This window comes from Rhodococcus sp. WB1 (genome assembly GCF_001700945.1).
GTDB lineage: Bacteria > Actinomycetota > Actinomycetes > Mycobacteriales > Mycobacteriaceae > Rhodococcus > Rhodococcus aetherivorans.
Window position 1 is genome coordinate 1,284,677 of the sequence record NZ_CP015529.1, and the last position, 21,530, is coordinate 1,306,206.

Sequence of the window (21,530 nt, forward strand, 5' to 3'; positions counted from 1 at the left end):
GCCCCACACCGCCGGGTCGTGGGCGGACATATCATTCGCGCATGACGCGGTCACCTCATTCGCCGACGGTCCGCTGGCCGGACCTCGCCGCTCTGGAGCTGCTCGTCGGCATCGACGACCACGGCGGCCTCGGCGCGGCCGCCCGGGCCGCCGGCGTCGCGCAGCCCAATGCCAGCCGGGCGGTGCGCCGCCTCGAGAAGCAGCTGGGGACCGTGCTCGTGCGCCGGGGGCGGGCCGGTTCCGCGCTCACCCCGGAGGGCACCGTGGTCGCGCACTGGGCGCGGCAGACCCTCGCCGACGCCCGTCGCCTGCTCGACGCCGCCGCGGCGTTGAGTGCCGACCGGCAGGCCGAGCTGACCGTGGCGGCCAGCATGACGGTCGCCGAACACCTCATCCCGCGCTGGCTGGGCCGCTTCCGCGGGCTCCGGGACGACGTCCAGATCCAGCTGCAGGTCCACAACTCGCGGCAGGTCTGCGACGCGGTCGCGGAGGGCCGGTGCCACGTCGGGTTCGTCGAGGCTCCCACCGTCCCACCGGGACTGCACAGCACCCCCGTGGCGCGGGACCGGCTGGTGGTGGTCGTCACGCCGGCGCACCCGTGGGCGCGGCGCCGGCGTCCGCTCACCGTCGCCGAACTGGCGGCGACGCCGCTCGTCGTGCGCGAGGAGGGCTCCGGGACGCGGCACACGCTGGATCTGGCCCTCCGGGAGTTCGCGCGGCCGTCGCCGCTGCTCGAGCTCGGCAGCGGCGCCGCGGTGCGCACCGCGGCCCTCGGCGGCGTCGGCCCGGCCGTGCTCAGCACCCTCGCCGTGGCCGATCACCTCGCGTCCGGCGAATTGCGGACCGTCGAGGTCGAGGGCCTGGATCTGGCCCGCACGTTGCGCGCGGTGTGGCGCCCACCCCGCAAGCTCGCCGGCCCGGCCGGGGACCTGGTGCGGATGATCGTCCGCGGCGCCTGATCGCGTACCGATCGTCGCAATCGGCCCGAATCCGGCGCCCGGTGCGTCATCATGATCGTCGAGGACGCTGCTCGCCGGGGGTACGAGCGAACGCGGCGTGGCGCCGAGCCGGCACCGGGAGTGGGACATGGACGCATCGCGGTACGACGGGTCGCGGCCGTGACGGCCGTCGAGGTCGATCGCAGCCCCCGGCGATCCGGGGCCGTCCTCGCGACGTTGATCCTGGTCGCCGCCGTCGCGAACCTCAATCTCTCGGTTGCCAACATCGCGCTGCCGGCGATCGGCCGGGCCTTCGACGCGAGCCAGACGGAACTGAACCTGGTCGCCGTCGGGTATTCGCTGGGCCTGGCCGCGTCGGTGCTGTACCTGGGGGCGATCGGCGACCGCTACGGGCGCAAGCAGCTGCTCGTGCTCGGCGTCGCGCTGTCGATACCCGCGTGTCTGGTGGCGGCCTTCGCACCGAGCGTCGAGGTGCTGTTCGCGGCCCGGCTGGCCGGTGGTCTCGCCGCGGGGCTGGCGTATCCCACCACGCTGGCGCTGATCACCGCGCTGTGGTCGGGAGCCTCGCGGACCCGCGCGATCGCGTTGTGGTCGGCGACCGGCGGTGCGGTCGCTGCGCTCGGACCGCTGCTGTCCGGCCTGCTCCTGGAGTACTTCTACTGGGGCTCGGCCTTTCTGATCACCGTGCCGCTCGCCGCCGTCGCCCTCGTGGCGGCGGCCGTGCTGATTCCCGCGCACGTCAACGAGACCTCCGGGCCGGTCGATCATGTCGGCGGTGTCGTGTCGGTGCTGTTCGTGGCGGCGCTCGTCCTGACGGTCAACCTCGCACCCGAGAGCGGCCGAGGCACGGCGGCGCTCGTCTGCGCCGCCGTCACCGCCGTGGCGGGCGCGGTATTCGTGTGGCGGCAGCGGCGGGTGCCCGAGCCGCTGTTCGACCTGAAGGTGGCCGCGCGGCCGACGTTCTGGGTGGCAGCGGTGGCGGGCATCATCGTGTTCGGCACCCTGATGGGGACGATGTTCGTCGGTCAGCAGTTCCTGCAGAACGTGCTGGGCTACTCCACGCTCGCCGCCGGGTCGACGATCCTTCCGGCCGCCGCGTGCATGCTCGTGGTGGCTCCGTACTCGGCCCGGATGGTGGAGAGCCGGGGTGCGCGCACCACCCTGCTGCTCGGCTACGCGTTCATCCTCCTCGGGCTCGTGGTCGCGCTGACGATGTGGGACGAGACCTCCAGTTACTGGCAGATCGCGCTCGCGTACGGCCTCGTGGGGATCGGGGTCGGTTTCGCCGGCACGCCCGCCTCCCGCTCGCTGACCGGCTCGGTCCCGGTGACCCGGGCCGGGATGGCGTCGGCAACGGCCGACCTGCAACGCGATCTGGGCGGGGCCGTGATGCAGTCCATCCTCGGGGCGTTGCTCACCGCCGGATACGTTTCGTCGATCTCGGCGGCGATCGCCTCGTCGCCGGAGGCGGACGAGATCAGCGACCAGACGCAGGCCGCGCTGACCAAGTCGTTCGCGAGCGCCGCCGACCTCGCCGAGCGGTACCCGCAGTACGCCGACGCCATCATGTCCGCCGCGCGCACGGCGTTCCTGGACGGGGACACGAAGGCGTATGCCGCCGCCATTCTCGTCGTCGCCGCCGGTGCGGTCCTGGTGTTCTTCGCCTTCCCGAAGCGCGACGCCGAAAGACGGCTCCTCGCGTCGTACCGTGCGCAGGACGAACGCGCCGAGCCGGCGGGGGACGAGCGGCAGGGGGCCGCGCCCGGGGACGCGGACGGCTAGCGTTGGTCGCCGCTGCCGCGCAGGGCGCCGACGCCGGCGACGATCACCAGCGCGATGCCTACCGCCGCGACGGGCTGGACCCACTGGCCGAGCACCAGCGCGCCCGCCAGGGCCGCCGCCGCCGGTTCGAGAGCGATGAGGATCGCGAACACGTTCTTCGGCAGCTCCCGCAGCGCCCGCATCTCCAGGCTGTAGGGGACCACGGAGGACAGCAGGGCCACCGCCGCTCCGGCGGCCAGGATCGCGGGATCGGCCAGGCCGGCGCCGGCGGTCCCGAGGCCGAGGGGCAGCACGAGCGCCGCGGCGACGGTGGTGGCGACGGTCAGGCCCGCCGCGCCGGAGACGGTGGTGGCCACGTGCGAGCCCGCGACGATGTACCAGGCCCAGCCGGCGGCGGCGAGCAGCGCGAAACCGACCCCGGCCGGGTCGAGGGCGCCGCCGTCCCCGCCGAGGCCGCGTGCCCCGAGGAGCACCACCCCGGCCAGGGCGAGTGCCACCCACAGCGCGTCCCGCGGGCGGCGGGAGAGGACCGCGGCGAGGGCGAGCGGTCCGAGGAACTCGATCGTGACCGCCGCCGCGAGCGGCAGCCGGGCGATCGCCACATAGAAGAAGCCGTTCATCGCGGCCAGGCTCGCCCCGAGCGCGACCACGCCGCGCCACTGCGCCGGGCGCCAGTGCCGCACCGACGGCCGCACCACCGCCCACAGGATCACCGCGGCGAGCGTCAGCCGCAGCGTGACCGTGCCGAGGGCACCGACGTCGTCGAACAGGGTGCTGGCGAAGGCCGCGCCGAACTGCAGGGAGAGCACCGAGCCGAGCACGGCCGCGACGGGCACGGTCCGGCTGCCGCCCCGTGGCGCCGGTGCTGTGCCGCTCATCCGTCCTCCGTGGCCTGGGGGATCCGCCGTCCCGCGTGCGACGAATGTTGCCGCACGGGAGCACGATCGGCAGCACGCGCCACCTCAACCAGAAAAACAATCACGAGTGCTTGATTTTTTGCGCCCCGGGTGTGACTCTGGTCGCATGACGGAGCTACAACCGCTTCTCGACGACCTGCGTGCCGAGGGCGAGTCCCTCGACGCCCTCGTCGCGGACCTCCCGGACGAGCGCTGGGCGACCCCGACCCCCGCCGAAGACTGGACCATCGCCCACCAGATCGGACACCTGCTGTGGACCGATCGCGCCGCCCTCACCGCCGTCGAAGACCCGGAGGCGTTCGTCGCCGGGCTCGGCGAGGTCACCGATCCGGACGGGTTCGTCGACGACGGGGCGCGGGCACAGGCCCGCCGCCCCCCGGCCGAGTTGCTCGCCGACTGGCGTGCCGCCCGCCGCGCCCTCGCCGACGCCCTCGCGGCCGTCCCCGCCGGAACCAAGATCGTCTGGTACGGCCCGCCGATGAGTGCGGCCTCCATGGCGACGGCACGGCTGATGGAGACCTGGGCCCACGGCGGCGACGTGGCCGACGCGCTCGGCGTCACCCGCCCGCCCACGCACCGGCTGCGCCACATCGCCCATCTCGGCGTCCGCACCCGCGACTTCGCCTTCGCCGTGCACGGCCGCACCCCGCCGGCCGAGCCGTTCCGCGTCCGTCTCACCGCCCCCGACGGGCAGGAGTGGACCTGGGGGCCCGACGCCGCCACCCAGACCGTCACCGGATCCGCCCTCGACTTCTGCCGGCTGGTGACCCAGCGGATCCACCGGGCCGACACCGACCTCGTCGCCACCGGACCCGACGCCGAGGCGTGGCTCGGCCTCGCGCAGGCGTTCGCCGGACCGCCCGGCGGCGGCCGCGCCCCGGAAGGAGCCACCGCGTGAGCGCCCCCACGGCCGGACGGGCGGTGCGCATCGGGAACTGCTCCGGCTTCTACGGCGACCGGCTCGCGGCCATGCGCGAGATGCTCGAGGGCGGGGAACTCGACTACCTGACCGGTGACTATCTCGCCGAGCTGACCATGCTGATCCTCGGCCGGGACCGGATGAAGGACCCGGCGCTCGGCTACGCCAAGACGTTCCTGCGCCAGCTCGAGGACTGCCTCGGGCTCGCTGTCGACAAGGGCGTGCGGATCGTCGCCAACGCCGGCGGACTCAATCCCGCCGGGCTGGCGACGGCCGTGCGCGAGCTTGCCGGCCGGCTCGGACTCGACGTCACCGTCGCGTACGTCGAGGGCGACGACCTCATCTCCCGCGCCGCCGAACTCGGCCTGGCCGCCGATCCGCCGCCGCTGACCGCGAACGCCTACCTCGGGGCGTGGGGCATCGCCGAGTGTCTCACCGCCGGCGCCGACATCGTCGTCACCGGCCGTGTCACCGACGCCTCCGTGATCGCCGGCCCGGCCGCCGCCCACTTCGGCTGGGCCCGGGACGATTTCGATGCCCTGGCCGGTGCGGTCGCGGCGGGACACGTGATCGAGTGCGGCACCCAGGCCACCGGCGGCAACTACGCGTTCTTCACCGAGATCGCCGACCTCGACCGGCCCGGCTTCCCGATCGCCGAGATCGATGCCGACGGCAGCTCCACCATCACCAAGCACCCCGGCACCGGCGGCGCGGTCACCGTCGGCACCGTGACCGCCCAGCTGCTGTACGAGGTGACCGGTGGCCGCTACGCCGGACCCGACGTGACGACGCGCCTCGACTCCGTCCGGCTCACCCAGGACGGACCGGACCGGGTCCGCATCACCGGGGTCCGCGGTGAGGCGCCCCCGCCGACGCTGAAGGTCTCCCTCAACGCTCTCGCCGGATTCCGGAACGAAGCGGTGTTCGTCCTCACCGGACTCGACATCGAGGCCAAGGCGGCGCTGGTGCGCCGGCAGATGGAGGCGAGCCTGCCCGCGCGTCCGGCCGAGCTCGAGTGGACCCTCGCCCGCACCGACCATCCGGACGCCGACACGGAGGAGGCGGCCAGCGCCCTGCTGCGCTGCACCGTCCGCGACCGCGACCCGCAGGTCGTCGGCCGCGCCTTCTCCGCGGTCGCGGTCGAGTACGCGCTTGCCAGCTACCCCGGCTTCTCGCTGACCGCTCCGCCCGGCAACGGCCAGCCGTACGCCGTGTTCACGCCCGGCTACGTCGACGCCGCCGAGGTGCCGCACACGGCGGTCCTGCCCGACGGCAGCCGCGTCCCGATCCCGCCCGTCACCCCGACGCGCCCACTCGAACCCGTCGCCGAGCCCGAGCTGCCCGCGCCGCTACCCGCGGGGCCCACCCGGCACGCGCCGCTCGGGCTCGTCGCCGGCGCCCGCAGCGGCGACAAGGGCGGCGACGCGAATGTGGGGGTGTGGGTGCGCACCGACGACCAGTGGCGCTGGCTGGTGCACACCCTCACCGTCGACGCGCTGAAAACCCTTCTGCCCGAGTCGAAGAACCTCATCGTGACCCGCCATGTGCTGCCGAACCTGCGGGCGGTGAACTTTGTGATCGAGGGCATCCTCGGCCGCGGCGTCGCCTCACAGGCCCGCTTCGACCCGCAGGCCAAGGGCCTCGGCGAGTGGCTGCGCAGCAGATACCTCTACATCCCCGAGACCCTCCTGGAGGACCCCGAGATGGAGGACCCCGAGATGGAGAACCCCGAGATGGAGAACCCCGAGTGAGCATCTGGGACACCCCCGAACGCCGCGACCTGCGCTCGACCGTCCACTCCTTCGTCCAGCGCGAGGTCCTGCCGCACCTCGCCGCGTGGGAGCGCGACGGCGAACTGCCCCGCGAACTGCACAAGAAGGCCGCCGCCCTCGGGCTTCTCGGCGCCGGATTCCCCGAGGCCGTCGGGGGGTCCGGCGGCGACGCGGCGGACACTCTCACCGTGTGCGAGGCATTCCACGAGGCCGGCGCCTCCGGTGGTGCCTTCGCCTCCCTGTTCACCTGCGGCATCGCCCTGCCGCACCTCGTCGCCGCCGGCGACGAGGTGCAGATCGCGAAGTGGGTCGAGCCGACCCTCGCGGGCGAGCTCATCGGCTCCCTCGCGATCACCGAACCCGGCGGCGGCTCCGACGTGGGGCACCTGACCACCACCGCCGTCCGCGACGGCGACCACTACGTCGTCAACGGCGCCAAGACCTACATCACCTCCGGCTGCCGCGCGGACTTCGTGGTGACCGCCGTGCGCACCGGCGGCAGCGAACGTCCCGGCGCTGCCGGGATCTCGCTGCTGGTGATCGAGAAGGGCGCCGAAGGATTCACCGTCTCGCGCAAGCTCGACAAGATGGGCTGGCGTGCCTCCGACACCGCCGAACTGTCCTTCGTCGACGTGCGCGTGCCCGTCGAGAATCTCGTCGGCACCGAGAACAGCGGCTTCGCGCAGATCGCCCAGGCCTTCGTCTCGGAGCGGATTGCCCTTGCGGCCCAAGCCTATTCGAGCGCACAGCGGTGTCTGGACCTCACCGTGGCGTGGTGCCGCGACCGCGAGACGTTCGGCCGGCCGCTGATCTCCCGGCAGTCGGTGCAGCGCACCCTCGCCGAGATGGCCCGGCGCGTCGACGTCGCGCGCGTGTACGGCCGGCGGGTCGTCGAGCGAGCCCTCGTCGGCGACGGCGACCTCGTCGCCGAGGTGTGCTTCGCCAAGAACACCGCCGTCGAGGCCGGCGAATGGGTCGCGAACCAGGCTGTGCAGCTGTTCGGCGGACTCGGCTACATGGCCGAGTCCGAGATCGAACGGCAGTACCGCGACATGCGCATCCTCGGCATCGGCGGCGGCACCACCGAGATTCTCACCGAGCTCGCGGCGAAACGATTGGGGTACACCTCGTGAGCATCCTGCAGACGACCCTCGACCCGGCCTCGGCAGAGTACGCCGCCGCGGCCTCGGCGATGACCGCCGAACTGGCCGCACTCGAGACCGAGCACGCCAAGGCCCTCGCCGGCGGCGGGGAGAAGTACGTCCGGCGCCACCACGAACGCGGCAAGCTGCTCCCGCGCGAACGCATCGAACTGCTGCTCGACCCGGATTCCCCGTTCCTCGAGCTGTCCCCGCTCGCGGCGTGGGGCACCGAGTTCCCGGTCGGCGGCAGCACCGTCACCGGGATCGGCGTCGTCGAGGGCGTCGAATGCCTGATCGTCGCCAACGACCCCACCGTCCGCGGCGGCACCAGCAACCCGTGGACCCTGCGGAAGGGGTTCCGCGCCAACGACATCGCGATGCAGAACCGGCTGCCGGTGATCTCCCTCGTCGAGTCGGGCGGCGCCGACCTGCCCACCCAGAAGGAGGTGTTCATCCCCGGCGGACGCATGTTCCGCGACCTGACGCAGCTGTCCGCCGCCGGCATTCCCACCATCGCGCTGGTGTTCGGCAACTCCACCGCGGGCGGCGCCTACATTCCCGGCATGTCGGATCACGTGGTGATGATCGAGAAGCGCTCGAAGGTGTTCCTCGCCGGACCGCCGCTGGTGAAGATGGCCACGGGCGAGGAATCCGACGACGAATCCCTCGGCGGCGCGGAGATGCACGCCCGCACCTCCGGGCTGGCCGACTACTACGCGGTCGACGAGCCCGATGCGATCCGGATCGGCCGGGGCATCGTCCGTCGCCTGAACTGGCGCAAGCAGGGCCCCGAACCCCACCCCGACGTGCGCGAACCGCGTTACGACCCCGAGGAACTGCTCGGAATCGTGCCCGCCGACCTCAAGGTGCCGTTCGACCCCCGCGAGGTGATCGCCCGCATCGTCGACGATTCCGACTTCGACGAGTTCAAGCCGCTCTACGGGTCGTCGCTCGTCACCGGCTGGGCCCGTCTGCACGGGTACCCGGTGGGCATCCTCGCCAACGCCCGCGGCGTGCTGTTCAGCGAGGAATCCCAGAAGGCCACCCAGTTCATCCAGCTCGCCAACCGCGCGAACACGCCACTGCTGTTCCTGCACAACACCACCGGCTACATGGTCGGCCGCGAGTACGAGGAACGCGGCATGATCAAGCACGGCTCGATGATGATCAATGCCGTCTCCAACTCGACGGTGCCCCACATCTCGATCCTGCTCGGCGCCTCCTACGGGGCCGGCCACTACGGCATGTGCGGCCGGGCCTTCGACCCGCGGTTCCTGTTCGCCTGGCCCAGCGCCAAATCCGCGGTGATGGGCGGCGCCCAGCTCGCCGGTGTCATCTCCATCGTCGGACGCGCCGCCGCCCAGGCGCGCGGCCAGGCCTTCGACGAGGCCGCCGACGAGGCGATGCGTGCGGCGATCGAGAACCAGATCGAGGCGGAGTCGCTGCCGATGTTCCTGTCCGGCCGGCTCTACGACGACGGGGTCATCGACCCGCGCGACACCCGCACCGTGGTGGGGATGTGCCTGTCGGCCATCGCCAACGCGCCGATCGAGGGCACCGACAGCTTCGGTGTCTTCCGGATGTGAGGCAGCAGTGAACCACACCGATACCGTCACCACCGTGCTCGTCGCCAACCGCGGCGAGATCGCCCGCCGGGTGTTCGCCTCCTGCCGGCGCGCCGGCCTCGGCACCGTCGCGGTGTTCTCCGACGCGGACGCCGGCAGCCCCCACATCGCCGAGGCCGACGCCGCGGTGCGCCTGCCCGGCACCGCCCCCGCCGACACCTATCTGCGCGGCGAGGCGATCATCGCCGCCGCCCGCGCGGCGGGGGCCGACGCGATTCACCCGGGTTACGGGTTCCTCTCGGAGAACGCCGAATTCGCGCGGGCGGTCCTCGACGCGGGGTTGACCTGGATCGGGCCGGGCCCGGACTCGATCGCCCGGATGGGTTCGAAGGTCGAGGCCAAGAAGATCATGGCCGACGCCGGTGTGCCGGTGCTGGCCGAGCTGGACCCTGCCGCGGTGACCGAAGCCGACCTGCCCGTGCTGATCAAGGCGTCCGCCGGGGGCGGCGGCCGCGGCATGCGGGTGGTCCGCGACCTGGCCGAGCTGCCCGACCAGCTCGCCGCGGCCCGGCGCGAGGCGCAGTCCGCGTTCGGCGATCCGACGGTGTTCTGCGAGCGCTTCCTCGAAACGGGCCGGCACATCGAGGTGCAGGTCCTCGCGGACCGGCACGGGACCGTGTGGGCGGTGGGGGAGCGGGAGTGCTCGATCCAGCGCCGCCACCAGAAGGTGGTCGAGGAGGCGCCGTCGCCGCTCGTCGAGGCCACGCCCGGGATGCGGGAGCGGCTGTTCGCGGCGGCCCGGCGCGCCGCGCAGGCCATCGACTACGAGGGCGCGGGCACCGTCGAGTTCCTCGCGACCGGGGCGAGCGAAGCGACGGGGAATGTCACCGGGGCGAGCGAAGCGACGGGGAATGTCACCGGGGCGAGCGAAGCGACGGGGAATGTCACCGGGGCGAGCGGAGCGACGGGGAATGTCACCGGGGCGAGCGGAGCGACGGGGAATGTCACCGGGGTGAGCGAAGCGACGGGGAGCTCGGCGGACGGCGAGTTCTTCTTCCTCGAGATGAACACCCGCCTGCAGGTCGAGCACCCGGTCACCGAGTGCACCACCGGCCTCGACCTCGTCGACCTGCAGTTGCAGGTCGCCGCCGGCGCCCGCCTCGAGCCCGAACCCCCGCCGGCGAGCGGACATTCGATCGAGGTGCGGCTCTACGCGGAGGACCCGGCACAGGACTGGCGGCCGCAGTCCGGCACGGTGCACCGTCTCGCGCTGCCCGGCCGCGTCGCCGCGTTCGAGGTGCTGCGCGAGCCCGGGCTGCGCCTGGACTCCGGCGTCGAGGACGGTTCGGCGGTGGGCGTGCACTACGACCCGATGCTCGCCAAGGTGATCTCGTACGCCCCGACCCGGGGCCGCGCGGCGCGGATGCTCGCGACGTCGCTGGCCCGCGCCGAGGTGCACGGCCTGCGCACCAACCGGGACCTGCTGGTGAACGTGCTGCGGCATCCCGAATTCCTCGCCGGCAACACCGACACCGCCTTCTTCGACACCCACGGGCTCGACACGCTCGCCGCGCCGCTCGCCGACGCCGGGGCCGAATCGCTGTCCGCGCTCGCCGCGGCCCTGGCGGACGCCGCCGCCCACCGCGCGGCCGCGAGGGTCGCCCGCGGCCTGCCGAGCGGCTGGCGCAACCTGCCGTCGCAGCCGCAGGTCAAACGGTACGAGGGCGACCGCGGTGCACACGAGGTGCGGTACCGGCTCACCCGGTCCGGGCTGATTGCCGACGACCATCCCGGCGTCGTCCTCGTCGCGCACACCGAGCGCCGGGTGGTGCTCGCGATCGACGGCGTGCAACGGCAGTTCCACGTCGCGCGCTACGGCGACGCGGTGCATGTGGACTCGTCGCTCGGCCCGGTACGGCTGCGCGCGATCCCCCGGTTCGTCGAACCCTCCGCCCACGTCGCCGCGGGTTCGCTGCTCGCCCCGATGCCCGGCTCGGTGATCCGGATCGGGGCCGCGGTCGGCGATGCGGTCACCGCCGGGCAACCGGTCCTCTGGCTCGAGGCGATGAAGATGGAACACATCGTCAAGGCCCCCACCACGGGCGTGCTCACCGAGCTGCCCGTCGCCGTCGGCACCCAGGTCGAACTGGGCGCCGTGCTGGCCGTCGTCACCCCCGCCGAGTCCGGCGAACCGTCCGCCCCGGCCGACATCGAGGAGTAACCATGAGCGTCATCGAAACCGACGAGCAGAAGCAGCTGCGCGCCGCGGTCGCGGGCCTGGCCAAGCGCTACAACTACGTCGACTACGTGCTGCCGAAGGCCCGCAAGGGCGAACCGCTGACCGAGCTGTGGCGCGAGGCCGCCCAGCTCGGCTTCCTGGGCGTGAACCTGCCCGAGGAGTACGGCGGCGGCGGGGCCGGCATCTACGAACTCGCCCTGGTCCAGGAGGAACTCGCCGCGCAGGGCTGCGGGCTGCTGCTGGTGGTGGTCTCGCCGGCCATCTGCGGCACCATCATCGCCAAGTTCGGCACCGACGAGCAGAAGCAACGCTGGCTGCCCGCGCTCGCCGACGGCTCGAAGATCATGGCGTTCGGCATCACCGAGCCCGACGCCGGCTCGAACTCGCACGAGATCACCACCGTCGCGCGGCGCGACGGGGAGGACTGGATCCTGCGCGGCAGCAAGATCTACATCTCCGGTGTGGACCAGGCCGACGCGGTGCTCATCGTGGCCCGCACCGAGGACGCGAAGAGCGGCAAGCTGCGGCCGGCGCTGTTCATCGTCCCCACCGACGCGGACAACTTCGTCAAGACGCCGATGGAGATGGACATCGTCGAACCGGACCGCCAGTTCACCCTGTTCCTCGACGACGTGCGCCTGCCGGCGGACGCGCTGGTAGGGGAGCCGGACGCCGCGCTGATGCAGCTGTTCGCCGGCCTGAACCCCGAGCGGATCCTCGGCGCGGCGATGGCCGTGGGCATGGGCCGCTACGCGCTGGACGCGGCGGTGCGGTACGCCAACGAACGGACCGTGTGGAAGTCGCCGATCGGGGCGCACCAGGGCATCGCGCATCCGCTCGCGCAGTGCAAGATCGAGCTCGAACTGGCCAAGCTGATGATGCAGAAGGCCGCGGTGCTGTACGACAGCGGCGACGACTTCGGCGCCGCCGAGGCCGCGAACATGGCCAAGTACGCCGCGGCCGAGGCCAGCATCAAGTCGCTCGACCAGGCGATCCAGACGCACGGCGGCGGTGGGCTCACCCGCGAGTACGGGCTTGCCGCGATGCTCGGCGCGGCGCGGATCGCGCGGGTGGCGCCGGTGAGCCGGGAGATGATCCTCAACTTCGTGTCCCAGCACTCGCTGGGCCTGCCCCGGTCGTACTGAGGGGAGCGCCGGTGTCCGAGACGTTCGTCCGGTACGACGTGAGCGAGGGATTCGCCACCCTGACTCTCGACTCGCCGCACAACCGCAACGCGATCTCCGCCAGGCTCGTGGCGCAGCTCCGGCAGGGCCTCGCCGACGCGGCCGCCGACGACGGGGTCCGCGCGGTCGTGCTCACCCATGAGGGCGGCACCTTCTGTGCCGGCGCCGACCTGAGCGAGGCGAGCACCGCGGAGGGCGGCGCCGCGGCGGCGGCTGCCGCCCGGACGCGGGAGATGACGGCGGTGCTGCGGTCGATCCTGGAGCTGCCCAAGCCGGTGATCGGGCGGATCGACGGGCACGTGCGCGCCGGCGGCATGGGGTTGGTCGGCGCATGCGACCTCGCCGTCGCCGGGCCCCGGTCGACGTTCGCGTTGACCGAGGCCCGGCTGGGGCTGGCGGCGTCGATCATCTCGCTGACGGTGCTGCCGCGGCTCACCTCCCGTGCCGCGAGCCGCTACTTCCTCACCGGTGAGCGGTTCGGGCCGGAGGTGGCAGCGGCGATCGGCCTGGTCACCGTCGAGACCGACGATCCGCAGGCGTCGGTGGGGGAGATCCTCGCCCAGCTGCGGGAATGCTCGCCGCAGGGGCTCGGCGAATCCAAGCGGCTCACCACGATGCGGATGCTCGCCGACTTCGACCGGTACGGCGACGAGCTGGCGGAGCAGTCGGCGCGGCTGTTCGGCTCCGCGGAGGCGGTCGAGGGGATGACCGCGTTCCTGCAGAAGCGGCCGCCGTCGTGGAGCCGGGCGTGACACGGTCCGCAAAACGGTCAGGGTTGACTGGATAGTGGTGGGTGTACGACAGTGGCTGTCATGAAACTCGGCATCCAGCCCGACTACGCGGGCGACTTCCGGCAGGTCGTCGACGAGATCGTCGAACTCGAATCGGTGGGGCTCGACATCGCGTTCGTCGCCGAGGCGTACAGCTTCGACGCCTTCAGCCAGCTCGGCTACCTGGCCGCGCGCACCTCGACGGTGCAGCTCGGCACGGGCGTCGTGCCGATCTACACCCGCACGCCGTCGCTGCTCGCGATGACGGCCGCCGGCATGGACTACGTCTCCGGCGGCCGCTTCGTGCTCGGCCTCGGGGCGTCCGGCCCGCAGGTGATCGAGGGCTTCCACGGCGTGCCGTACGACGCGCCCCTGCAGCGGACCCGCGAGGTCGTCGACATCTGCCGGGCCGTGTGGCGGCGCGAGAAGCTCGAATACGCCGGCCGCAAGTACACGATCCCGCTGCCGGCCGACCGCGGCACCGGGCTCGGCAAGCCCCTCAAGCTCATCAATCAGCCGGTTCGCGAACGCATTCCGATCATGATCGCCGCGCTCGGCCCGAAGAACGTCGCCCTCGCCGCCGAGATCGCCGAGGCCTGGGAGCCGGTGTTCTTCTTCCCCGAGCACGCGCACCGGGTATGGGGCGACGCGCTCGCCGAGGGCAAGGCGAAGCGGGACCCGGCGCTCGGGGAGCTCGAGGTGGTGGTCAACGTCCAGGTCGGGATCGGGGACAACGTCGCCGAGCTGCGCGACCGCGCCCGGCCCCACCTGGCGCTGTACCTGGGCGGGATGGGCGCCAAGGGCAAGAACTTCTACAACCAGCTCGCCCGCACCTACGGCTTCGAGCGCGAGGCCGAGACCGTTCAGGACCTCTACCTGGCCGGGCGGAAGAAGGAGGCCGAGGCGGCGATCCCGGACGAGTTGATCGACGGCGTGTGCCTCGTCGGCCCGCGCAGTCACGTCGCCGAGCGCCTCGCCGCGTTCGAGGCCGCCGGAGTCACCACGATCAACATCATGGCCCTCGAGGACACCCGGGCCGGGCGCCTCGCCTCGACGGTCACCCTCCGCGAGCTGACGCGCCGGCCTGCCTAGTCTGATCGCCATGAGCAGCCCGTCCCCGGATGTCCGCCGTCGCGGCGAGCAGGAGCGCAGCCGTGCCACCCGCAAGCGGATCCTCGACGCGGCGGTGGCCGTGCTCGTCGAGCACGGTTACTCCAACGCCACCACCGTGCGCATCCAGGAGGCGGCCGGCGTGTCCCGCGGGCGGCTGCTGCACCACTACCCGTCGCGGGACGCCCTGCTCGTCGCCGCCGTGCACCACCTCGCCGCCCAGGGGGTCCAGGGCCTCGACGGCGACCATCCCTGGCCCGCCGACCCGGTCGAACGTATCGCCGCCGCGGTCGACCGGATGTGGTGGAACTTCCGGCAGCCGTACTTCTGGGCGTCGATGGAGCTGTGGCTCGCCGCGCGCGGCCACGAGGAACTTCGGGCCGAGCTGCTGCCGCTCGAACGCCTCCTGGGCCGGATGATCAAGGAGCAGACGACCGCGAACTTCGGTCCGGAAATCGCGAACCGCCCCCGGTTCGCCGAGGTGCGCGACCTGATCTATCAGGCGATGCGCGGGGCGGCCCTCGGTTACGCCATCGACCCCCGCGACCCGCTGACCGAACCCCAGCTGGCGGTGTGGCGTCGCCAGATGGAGCGGGTCCTGGTGGACGACGAACCCGGGGATTCCGCCGCCGGGGGCGCGCTGCGATGACCCGGCAGCCCAAGCAGGATCGGAGCCGGGTCACGCGCCGCCGGCTGCTCGAGGCGAGCATCGACTGCCTCGCGGAGCTGGGGTGGGGCGCGACCACGGTGGGGGTGGTCGCCGAGCGGGCGGGCGTGTCCCGCGGCGCGGCCCAGCACCACTTCCCGACCCGGGAGGACCTCATCACCGCGGCGCTCGAGTTCATGTTCGACAGCCGTATGGATCTCGCCCGCCGCGACACCGTGGACCTGCCACTGGGGGCCGCCCGTACCGAGGCCGTGGTGCGCCGGCTCGTCGACTACTACACCGGCACCCTGTTCAAGGCGGCGCTGCAGGTGTGGACGGCCGCGGCGGCCGATCCGGAACTGCGGGCCCGCATCGTCCCCCTCGAGGAACACTTCGGCCGCGTCGCCCACCGCGTCGCCGTCGAGCAACTCGGCGTGGACGAGTCCGACGCGACGGTGCACCGCATGGTGCAGGCCACCCTCGACCTCGCGCGCGGCCTCGGCCTCGCCGACGTCCTCACCGACGATTCGCGGCGCCGGGCCGAGATCGTCCGGCACTGGGCCGCGCAGCTCGACACGGTGCTCGACGCGGCCCGGCAGCGTTCGGCGGCGCAGCACCCGGCCGGTTAGGTTTGTGGCATGCCTCCCAAGCTGGCCACGGTCGCGGTCCTCGGACTCGTCGGTGCCGTCGTCGCCGGGTGCGGCTCGGACCCGGCCGAGGGCCCGGCCGGCGCGTCGCCCACCCTGCAGGTGACCGAGCCGGGCCCGTTCTTCGGCGCGTGCGGGTCGGTCACCGACGACGAGGTGGCCCGGGCCTTCGGGCTGGGGTCGTTCGTGCAGGTCACCCGCAACTCGGTGGGATGCGAGTGGGAACTCGTCGGGGCGGGCGGCCCGAGCGTGACGTTCTCCTGGTACCGCGGCAGCCCGATCGGCCGCGAACGCGCCGGTTCCGACCTGATCGGCCGGCCCGCGATCGACGTGGAGATCGACGGCAACCCGGGCTTCCAGGGCTCGGCGCAGAACGACTTCGGGCAGACCGTGCTGTGCGAGATCGGCGTGCAGTTCGGGGGCGACTTCGTGCACTGGTCCGTCACGTACGGGCTCTTCACGCCGGCCGCGGACGCGTGCGTGGTGGCCCGCGACCTGGCCGAGCTCAGCGCGGAAAGGGCACAGCGGTGAAGCGGACGACGCGGACGACGCGGGTGGCGACGCTGCCGTCGCTGCTGGCCCTGGCCGCGGTGCTCGCCGGGTGCGGCAGCACGATCGAGGGGCAGGCCGTGCCGGAGGGGGCCGGAGCGGGCGGCGCCTCCGCCGAGTTCACGCGCCTGCTCACCGAGTGCGATGCCGTCACCGACGAGCAGATCGCGGAGGCGGTCGGCGTCGAGGCGATCGAGCGCGGGTTCTTCGGGGCGATCTGCCGGTGGGACACCGCAGGTGCGGGGGCGACGGCGAAGGTCACCTTCAACTGGTTCGAGACCGGGTCCCTCGACACCGAGCGGGGGACGGCGCAACGGCTGGGATACGCGGTGGAGAACACGACCGTGGAGGGCCGGCGGGCCGTGCTGATGCGCCCGCCCGACGACCCGGCGTCCTGCGGGATCTCCGCCGGAGCGTCCACGACGGGGATCTTCGGCTGGTGGGTGCAGTACGCGCCCGGTTCGGCGCCTCCCGATCCGTGTGCGGCGGCCGTCACGCTGGCCCGACTGACCCTCGACCTCAGCAGTTGAGCCACGAGCGGACCCCCGCAGCTCGCTTTGACCTTGCGCCGCGCCGCCGGGTATCGTTGTGGGTCGTGTCCGGCATGCCCGGGCCGATCTGTGTGCCTATGCGAGGTAGTGCCGTGCGCGCGGTCTGTGGAATCACCGCAGGAGCGAGCCCCCGGCTGCCTGTGTGGGGGTACGCGACACGCCCGACCTCGTGTGCACACGAGGGTGTGGGTGCGGGGCAGCGGCTCTCTTGCCCCAACCGATGGATCCCTAATTTCAGAACAGCCAAGGTTGCTCGTGCGAGCAGTCTTCAGACAACGAGAAAGCCGGTAGATGCCAACCATCAATCAGCTGGTCCGCAAGGGCCGCCGCGACAAGGCCGCCAAGGTCAAGACCGCGGCCCTCAAGGGCAGCCCGCAGCGCCGCGGTGTGTGCACTCGCGTGTACACCACCACCCCGAAGAAGCCGAACTCGGCGCTCCGGAAGGTCGCCCGCGTGCGTCTGACCAGCTCCGTCGAGGTCACCGCCTACATCCCGGGTGAGGGTCACAACCTGCAGGAGCACTCGATGGTGCTCGTGCGCGGTGGTCGTGTGAAGGACCTCCCCGGTGTCCGCTACAAGATCATCCGCGGTTCGCTCGACACCCAGGGTGTCAAGAACCGCAAGCAGGCGCGCAGCCGCTACGGCGCGAAGAAGGAGAAGGGCTGATGCCACGTAAGGGTCCCGCTCCGAAGCGTCCCCTGATCGCCGACCCGGTCTACGGGTCGCCGCTCGTCACCCAGCTGGTCAACAAGATCCTGCTGGACGGCAAGAAGTCCACCGCCGAGCGCATCGTCTACGAGGCACTCGAGCGCGCGCGCGAGAAGACCGGCACCGATCCGGTCGTCACCCTCAAGCGCGCTCTGGACAACGTCAAGCCTGCCCTCGAGGTGCGCAGCCGCCGTGTCGGTGGCGCCACCTACCAGGTGCCGGTCGAGGTTCGTCCCGGTCGTTCGACCACCCTCGCCCTGCGGTGGCTGGTCACCTTCTCGCGTCAGCGTCGTGAGAAGACCATGGTCGAGCGCCTCGCGAACGAGCTCCTCGACGCCAGCAACGGTCTGGGTGCGTCCGTGAAGCGTCGCGAGGACACCCACAAGATGGCCGAGGCCAACAAGGCGTTCGCGCACTACCGCTGGTGAGTCGATGCCGGTCGGGAGGAACCGGTATTCCCGAAATCCTCCCGGCCGGCCGTTCGCACAACTGTGTCGGTCCCTGAAGGCCGGCTGAACATCCGAGAACACTGGTCCGCACCCTAGGACCGACACGAGCTACGAGCGGGGTTACCTGTGGCACAGGAAGTGCTGACCGACCTGAACAAGGTCCGCAACATCGGCATCATGGCGCACATCGATGCCGGCAAGACCACGACGACCGAGCGCATCCTCTTCTACACCGGTGTGAACTACAAGATCGGTGAGACCCACGACGGTGCCTCGACCACCGACTGGATGGAGCAGGAGAAGGAGCGGGGTATCACCATCACCTCCGCCGCCGTGACCTGCTTCTGGAACAAGAACCAGATCAACATCATCGACACCCCCGGCCACGTCGACTTCACGGTCGAGGTCGAGCGGTCGCTGCGCGTCCTCGACGGCGCGGTCGCCGTGTTCGACGGCAAGGAGGGCGTCGAGCCGCAGTCCGAGCAGGTCTGGCGGCAGGCCGCCAAGTACGACGTTCCGCGCATCTGCTTCGTCAACAAGATGGACAAGATGGGCGCGGACTTCTACTTCACGGTCCAGACCATCATCGACCGCCTCGGCGCCAAGCCGCTGGTCCTGCAGCTCCCGATCGGCGCGGAGGACGCGTTCGACGGCGTCGTCGACCTGGTCGAGATGAAGGCCATCACCTGGCGTGGCACCGTCGAGATCGGCGCCGAGCCGACCATCGAGGAGATCCCCGCGGAGCTGGCCGACAAGGTCGCCGAGTACCGCGAGAAGCTGCTCGAGACGGTCGCCGAGAGCGACGAAGAGCTCATGGAGAAGTACTTCGGTGGCGAGGAACTCACCGTCGCCGAGATCAAGGGCGCCATCCGGAAGCTGACCGTCGCCTCCGAGCTGTACCCGGTGCTGTGCGGTTCCGCGTTCAAGAACAAGGGCATCCAGCCCATGCTCGACGCGGTCATCGACTACCTGCCGAACCCGCTCGACATCGGCGAGGTCGAGGGCCACAAGCTCGGCGACGAGGAAGAGACCCTCACCCGCAAGCCGAGCAAGGAAGAGCCCTTCTCCGCGCTGGCGTTCAAGATCGCCGCGCACCCGTTCTTCGGCAAGCTGACCTTCGTGCGCGTCTACTCCGGCCGCATCGAGCCGGGTGCCCAGGTGCTCAACGCCACCAAGGGCAAGAAGGAGCGCATCGGCAAGCTGTTCCAGATGCACGCCAACAAGGAGAACCCGGTCGACGAGGCGGTGGCCGGCCACATCTACGCGATGATCGGCCTGAAGGACACCACGACCGGTGACACCCTGTGCGCGCAGGACGCCCCGATCGTGCTCGAGTCCATGACCTTCCCGGATCCGGTCATCCAGGTCTCCATCGAGCCGAAGACCAAGTCCGACCAGGAGAAGCTGGGCACCGCGATCCAGAAGCTGGCCGAGGAGGATCCCACCTTCTCCGTCGAGCTGGACGAGGAGACCGGCCAGACCGTCATCGGCGGCATGGGCGAGCTCCACCTCGACATCCTCGTCGACCGGATGCGTCGTGAGTTCAAGGTCGAGGCCAACGTCGGCAAGCCGCAGGTGGCGTACCGCGAGACCATCACCAAGAAGGTCGAGAAGCTCGAGTTCACGCACAAGAAGCAGACCGGTGGTTCCGGCCAGTTCGCGAAGGTCATCATCGCCCTCGAGCCCTTCGTGGGCGAGGACGGCGCGACCTACGAGTTCGAGAACAAGGTCACCGGCGGCCGCGTGCCCCGCGAGTACATCCCCTCGGTCGACGCCGGTGCGCAGGACGCGATGCAGTACGGCGTGCTCGCCGGGTACCCGCTGGTGAACGTCAAGGTCACCCTGCTCGACGGCGCGTACCACGACGTCGACTCGTCGGAAATGGCGTTCAAGATCGCCGGTTCGCAGGCCCTGAAGGAGGCCGCGCGCAAGGCTGCGCCGGTCATCCTCGAGCCGCTCATGGCTGTCGAGGTCACCACCCCCGAGGACTACATGGGTGAAGTGATCGGCGACCTCAACTCCCGCCGTGGCCAGATTCAGGCCATGGAGGAACGCAGTGGTGCCCGTGTCGTGAAGGCGCTGGTTCCGCTCTCGGAGATGTTCGGTTACATCGGTGACCTGCGGTCGAAGACCCAGGGTCGCGCGAACTTCTCCATGGTGTTCGATTCCTACGCTGAGGTTCCCGCGAACGTCTCGAAGGAAATCATCGCCAAGGCGACCGGCGAGTAACCTCGGTTCCGACCCGGTCGGCTGCACGACCAAGTAAGTAACAACCGCACTGCTGCATACTGCAAGCAACAACAGTCCAGGAGGACCCTCAAGTGGCGAAGGCGAAGTTCGAGCGGACCAAGCCGCACGTGAACATCGGCACCATCGGTCACGTCGACCACGGCAAGACCACTCTGACGGCGGCGATCACCAAGGTGCTGGCCGACAAGTACCCCGAGCTGAACCAGAGCTTCGCGTTCGACCAGATCGACAAGGCTCCGGAGGAGAAGGCTCGTGGTATCACGATCAACATCTCCCACGTCGAGTACCAGACCGAGAAGCGCCACTACGCGCACGTCGACGCTCCGGGTCACGCCGACTACATCAAGAACATGATCACCGGTGCGGCTCAGATGGACGGTGCGATCCTGGTCGTGGCCGCCACCGACGGCCCGATGCCGCAGACGCGTGAGCACGTGCTGCTCGCCCGTCAGGTCGGCGTGCCCTACATCCTCGTCGCGCTCAACAAGTCCGACATGGTCGACGACGAGGAAATCCTCGAGCTCGTCGAGATGGAGGTCCGTGAGCTCCTCGCTGCGCAGGACTTCGACGAGGAGGCTCCTGTCGTCAAGGTTTCGGCCCTGAAGGCACTCGAGGGTGACCCGAAGTGGACCGAGAGCATCCTCGAGCTCATGAGCGCCGTCGACGAGTCGATCCCGGACCCGGTCCGTGAGACCGAGAAGCCGTTCCTCATGCCCGTCGAGGACGTCTTCACCATCACCGGTCGTGGCACGGTCGTCACCGGCCGCATCGAGCGCGGTGTCATCAACGTGAACGAGGAAGTCGAGATCGTCGGTATCAAGCCGACCTCGACCAAGACCACGGTCACGGGCATCGAGATGTTCCGCAAGCTGCTCGACCAGGGCCAGGCCGGCGACAACGTCGGTCTGCTGGTCCGCGGCATCAAGCGCGAGGACGTCGAGCGTGGCCAGGTCGTCGTGAAGCCGGGCACCACCACCCCGCACACGGAGTTCGAGGGCCAGGCCTACATCCTCAACAAGGAGGAGGGTGGCCGCCACACCCCGTTCTTCAACAACTACCGTCCGCAGTTCTACTTCCGTACCACGGACGTGACGGGCGTTGTGACCCTCCCCGAGGGCACCGAGATGGTCATGCCGGGCGACAACACCGAGATGTCCGTCAAGCTGATCCAGCCGGTCGCCATGGACGAGGGCCTGCGCTTCGCGATCCGCGAGGGTGGCCGCACCGTCGGCGCCGGTCGCGTCACGAAGATCATCAAGTGAGCTAGTTCTCGCTGACGTCGAACGGCGTCCACCCTTCGGGGTGGGCGCCGTTCGGCGTTTCCGTCGCCGGGGAACGAGCGAATGTATCGTTCATCTCCGTACGCCGACG

General features: G+C 71.0%; 18 protein-coding genes and 2 pseudogenes. 19 read left to right on the forward strand and 1 reads right to left on the reverse strand.

Annotated features, from left to right (window positions below):
• Positions 1-41 precede the first annotated feature (41 nt).
• Complete coding sequence (locus A4U64_RS05890) at positions 42-959, forward strand: LysR family transcriptional regulator (protein WP_006931266.1); 918 nt, start codon at positions 42-44, stop codon at positions 957-959.
• Positions 960-1,118: 159 nt separating this feature from the next.
• Positions 1,119-2,741 (forward strand): MFS transporter, encoded by a 1,623-nt coding sequence (locus tag A4U64_RS05895; RefSeq protein WP_065922310.1) that lies wholly within the window; start codon positions 1,119-1,121, stop codon positions 2,739-2,741.
• Here A4U64_RS05895 and A4U64_RS05900 read toward each other — a convergent pair.
• On the reverse strand, positions 2,738-3,619 hold the full coding sequence (locus A4U64_RS05900) for an EamA family transporter (protein ID WP_050035590.1): 882 nt from the start codon (positions 3,617-3,619) through the stop codon (positions 2,738-2,740). The genes A4U64_RS05895 and A4U64_RS05900 overlap by 4 nt on opposite strands.
• Positions 3,620-3,764: 145 nt before the next feature.
• Between A4U64_RS05900 and A4U64_RS05905 the strand changes: the two genes are divergently transcribed.
• The 17 genes and pseudogenes from A4U64_RS05905 to tuf all read left to right on the forward strand — a co-directional run bounded on the left by A4U64_RS05905 (position 3,765) and on the right by tuf (position 21,421).
• Positions 3,765-4,556: a TIGR03084 family metal-binding protein gene (locus tag A4U64_RS05905; RefSeq protein WP_029545033.1), complete on the forward strand. Its 792-nt coding sequence runs from the start codon at positions 3,765-3,767 to the stop codon at positions 4,554-4,556.
• A gap of 71 nt (positions 4,557-4,627) precedes the next feature.
• On the forward strand, positions 4,628-6,328 hold the full coding sequence (locus tag A4U64_RS05910; RefSeq protein WP_206531316.1) for an acyclic terpene utilization AtuA family protein: 1,701 nt from the start codon (positions 4,628-4,630) through the stop codon (positions 6,326-6,328).
• Positions 6,325-7,482 carry an acyl-CoA dehydrogenase family protein gene (locus A4U64_RS05915; protein ID WP_043800577.1) on the forward strand — a complete coding sequence of 386 codons (1,158 nt, stop codon included), beginning with the start codon at positions 6,325-6,327 and terminating at the stop codon, positions 7,480-7,482. The genes A4U64_RS05910 and A4U64_RS05915 overlap by 4 nt, the downstream gene beginning before the upstream one ends.
• Positions 7,479-9,077 (forward strand): acyl-CoA carboxylase subunit beta, encoded by a 1,599-nt coding sequence (locus A4U64_RS05920; protein ID WP_006931255.1) that lies wholly within the window; start codon positions 7,479-7,481, stop codon positions 9,075-9,077. Before A4U64_RS05915 ends, A4U64_RS05920 begins: the two co-directional genes overlap by 4 nt.
• 7 nt (positions 9,078-9,084) lie before the next feature.
• Positions 9,085-9,924 (forward strand): annotated as a pseudogene (locus A4U64_RS29210) (ATP-binding protein); the annotation flags it as partial.
• Between the two features lie 165 nt (positions 9,925-10,089).
• Positions 10,090-11,277: pseudogene (locus A4U64_RS29215) on the forward strand (biotin/lipoyl-containing protein); the annotation flags it as partial.
• 2 nt (positions 11,278-11,279) lie between these two features.
• The gene (locus A4U64_RS05930; protein ID WP_006936207.1) at positions 11,280-12,440 is read left to right on the forward strand and encodes an acyl-CoA dehydrogenase family protein; all 1,161 of its coding nucleotides are present in this window, start codon (positions 11,280-11,282) and stop codon (positions 12,438-12,440) included.
• 11 nt (positions 12,441-12,451) lie between these two features.
• Positions 12,452-13,231, forward strand: coding sequence for an enoyl-CoA hydratase family protein (locus A4U64_RS05935; protein ID WP_050035586.1), 780 nt, complete (start codon positions 12,452-12,454; stop codon positions 13,229-13,231).
• A gap of 60 nt (positions 13,232-13,291) precedes the next feature.
• The gene (locus A4U64_RS05940) at positions 13,292-14,341 is read left to right on the forward strand and encodes an LLM class F420-dependent oxidoreductase (protein WP_065922312.1); all 1,050 of its coding nucleotides are present in this window, start codon (positions 13,292-13,294) and stop codon (positions 14,339-14,341) included.
• 10 nt (positions 14,342-14,351) lie between these two features.
• Positions 14,352-15,008, forward strand: a complete 657-nt coding sequence (locus A4U64_RS05945; RefSeq protein WP_006936210.1) for a TetR/AcrR family transcriptional regulator — start codon at positions 14,352-14,354, stop codon at positions 15,006-15,008.
• Entirely contained in the window at positions 15,005-15,634 is a 630-nt protein-coding gene (locus A4U64_RS05950) for a TetR/AcrR family transcriptional regulator (protein ID WP_006936211.1), read from the forward strand. The genes A4U64_RS05945 and A4U64_RS05950 overlap by 4 nt, the downstream gene beginning before the upstream one ends.
• 9 nt (positions 15,635-15,643) lie before the next feature.
• Complete coding sequence (locus A4U64_RS05955) at positions 15,644-16,183, forward strand: DUF3558 domain-containing protein (protein WP_006936212.1); 540 nt, start codon at positions 15,644-15,646, stop codon at positions 16,181-16,183.
• Complete coding sequence (locus tag A4U64_RS05960) at positions 16,180-16,731, forward strand: DUF3558 domain-containing protein (RefSeq protein ID WP_006936213.1); 552 nt, start codon at positions 16,180-16,182, stop codon at positions 16,729-16,731. The genes A4U64_RS05955 and A4U64_RS05960 overlap by 4 nt, the downstream gene beginning before the upstream one ends.
• 312 nt (positions 16,732-17,043) lie before the next feature.
• Entirely contained in the window at positions 17,044-17,418 is a 375-nt protein-coding gene (rpsL, locus tag A4U64_RS05965; protein WP_003937662.1) for a 30S ribosomal protein S12, read from the forward strand.
• Positions 17,418-17,888 carry a 30S ribosomal protein S7 gene (gene rpsG, locus A4U64_RS05970; RefSeq protein ID WP_003937663.1) on the forward strand — a complete coding sequence of 157 codons (471 nt, stop codon included), beginning with the start codon at positions 17,418-17,420 and terminating at the stop codon, positions 17,886-17,888. The genes rpsL and rpsG overlap by 1 nt, the downstream gene beginning before the upstream one ends.
• 147 nt (positions 17,889-18,035) lie before the next feature.
• Positions 18,036-20,138: an elongation factor G gene (fusA, locus tag A4U64_RS05975; protein ID WP_043800567.1), complete on the forward strand. Its 2,103-nt coding sequence runs from the start codon at positions 18,036-18,038 to the stop codon at positions 20,136-20,138.
• Between the two features lie 92 nt (positions 20,139-20,230).
• Positions 20,231-21,421, forward strand: coding sequence for an elongation factor Tu (tuf, locus tag A4U64_RS05980; RefSeq protein WP_006936215.1), 1,191 nt, complete (start codon positions 20,231-20,233; stop codon positions 21,419-21,421).
• Positions 21,422-21,530: the final 109 nt, after the last annotated feature.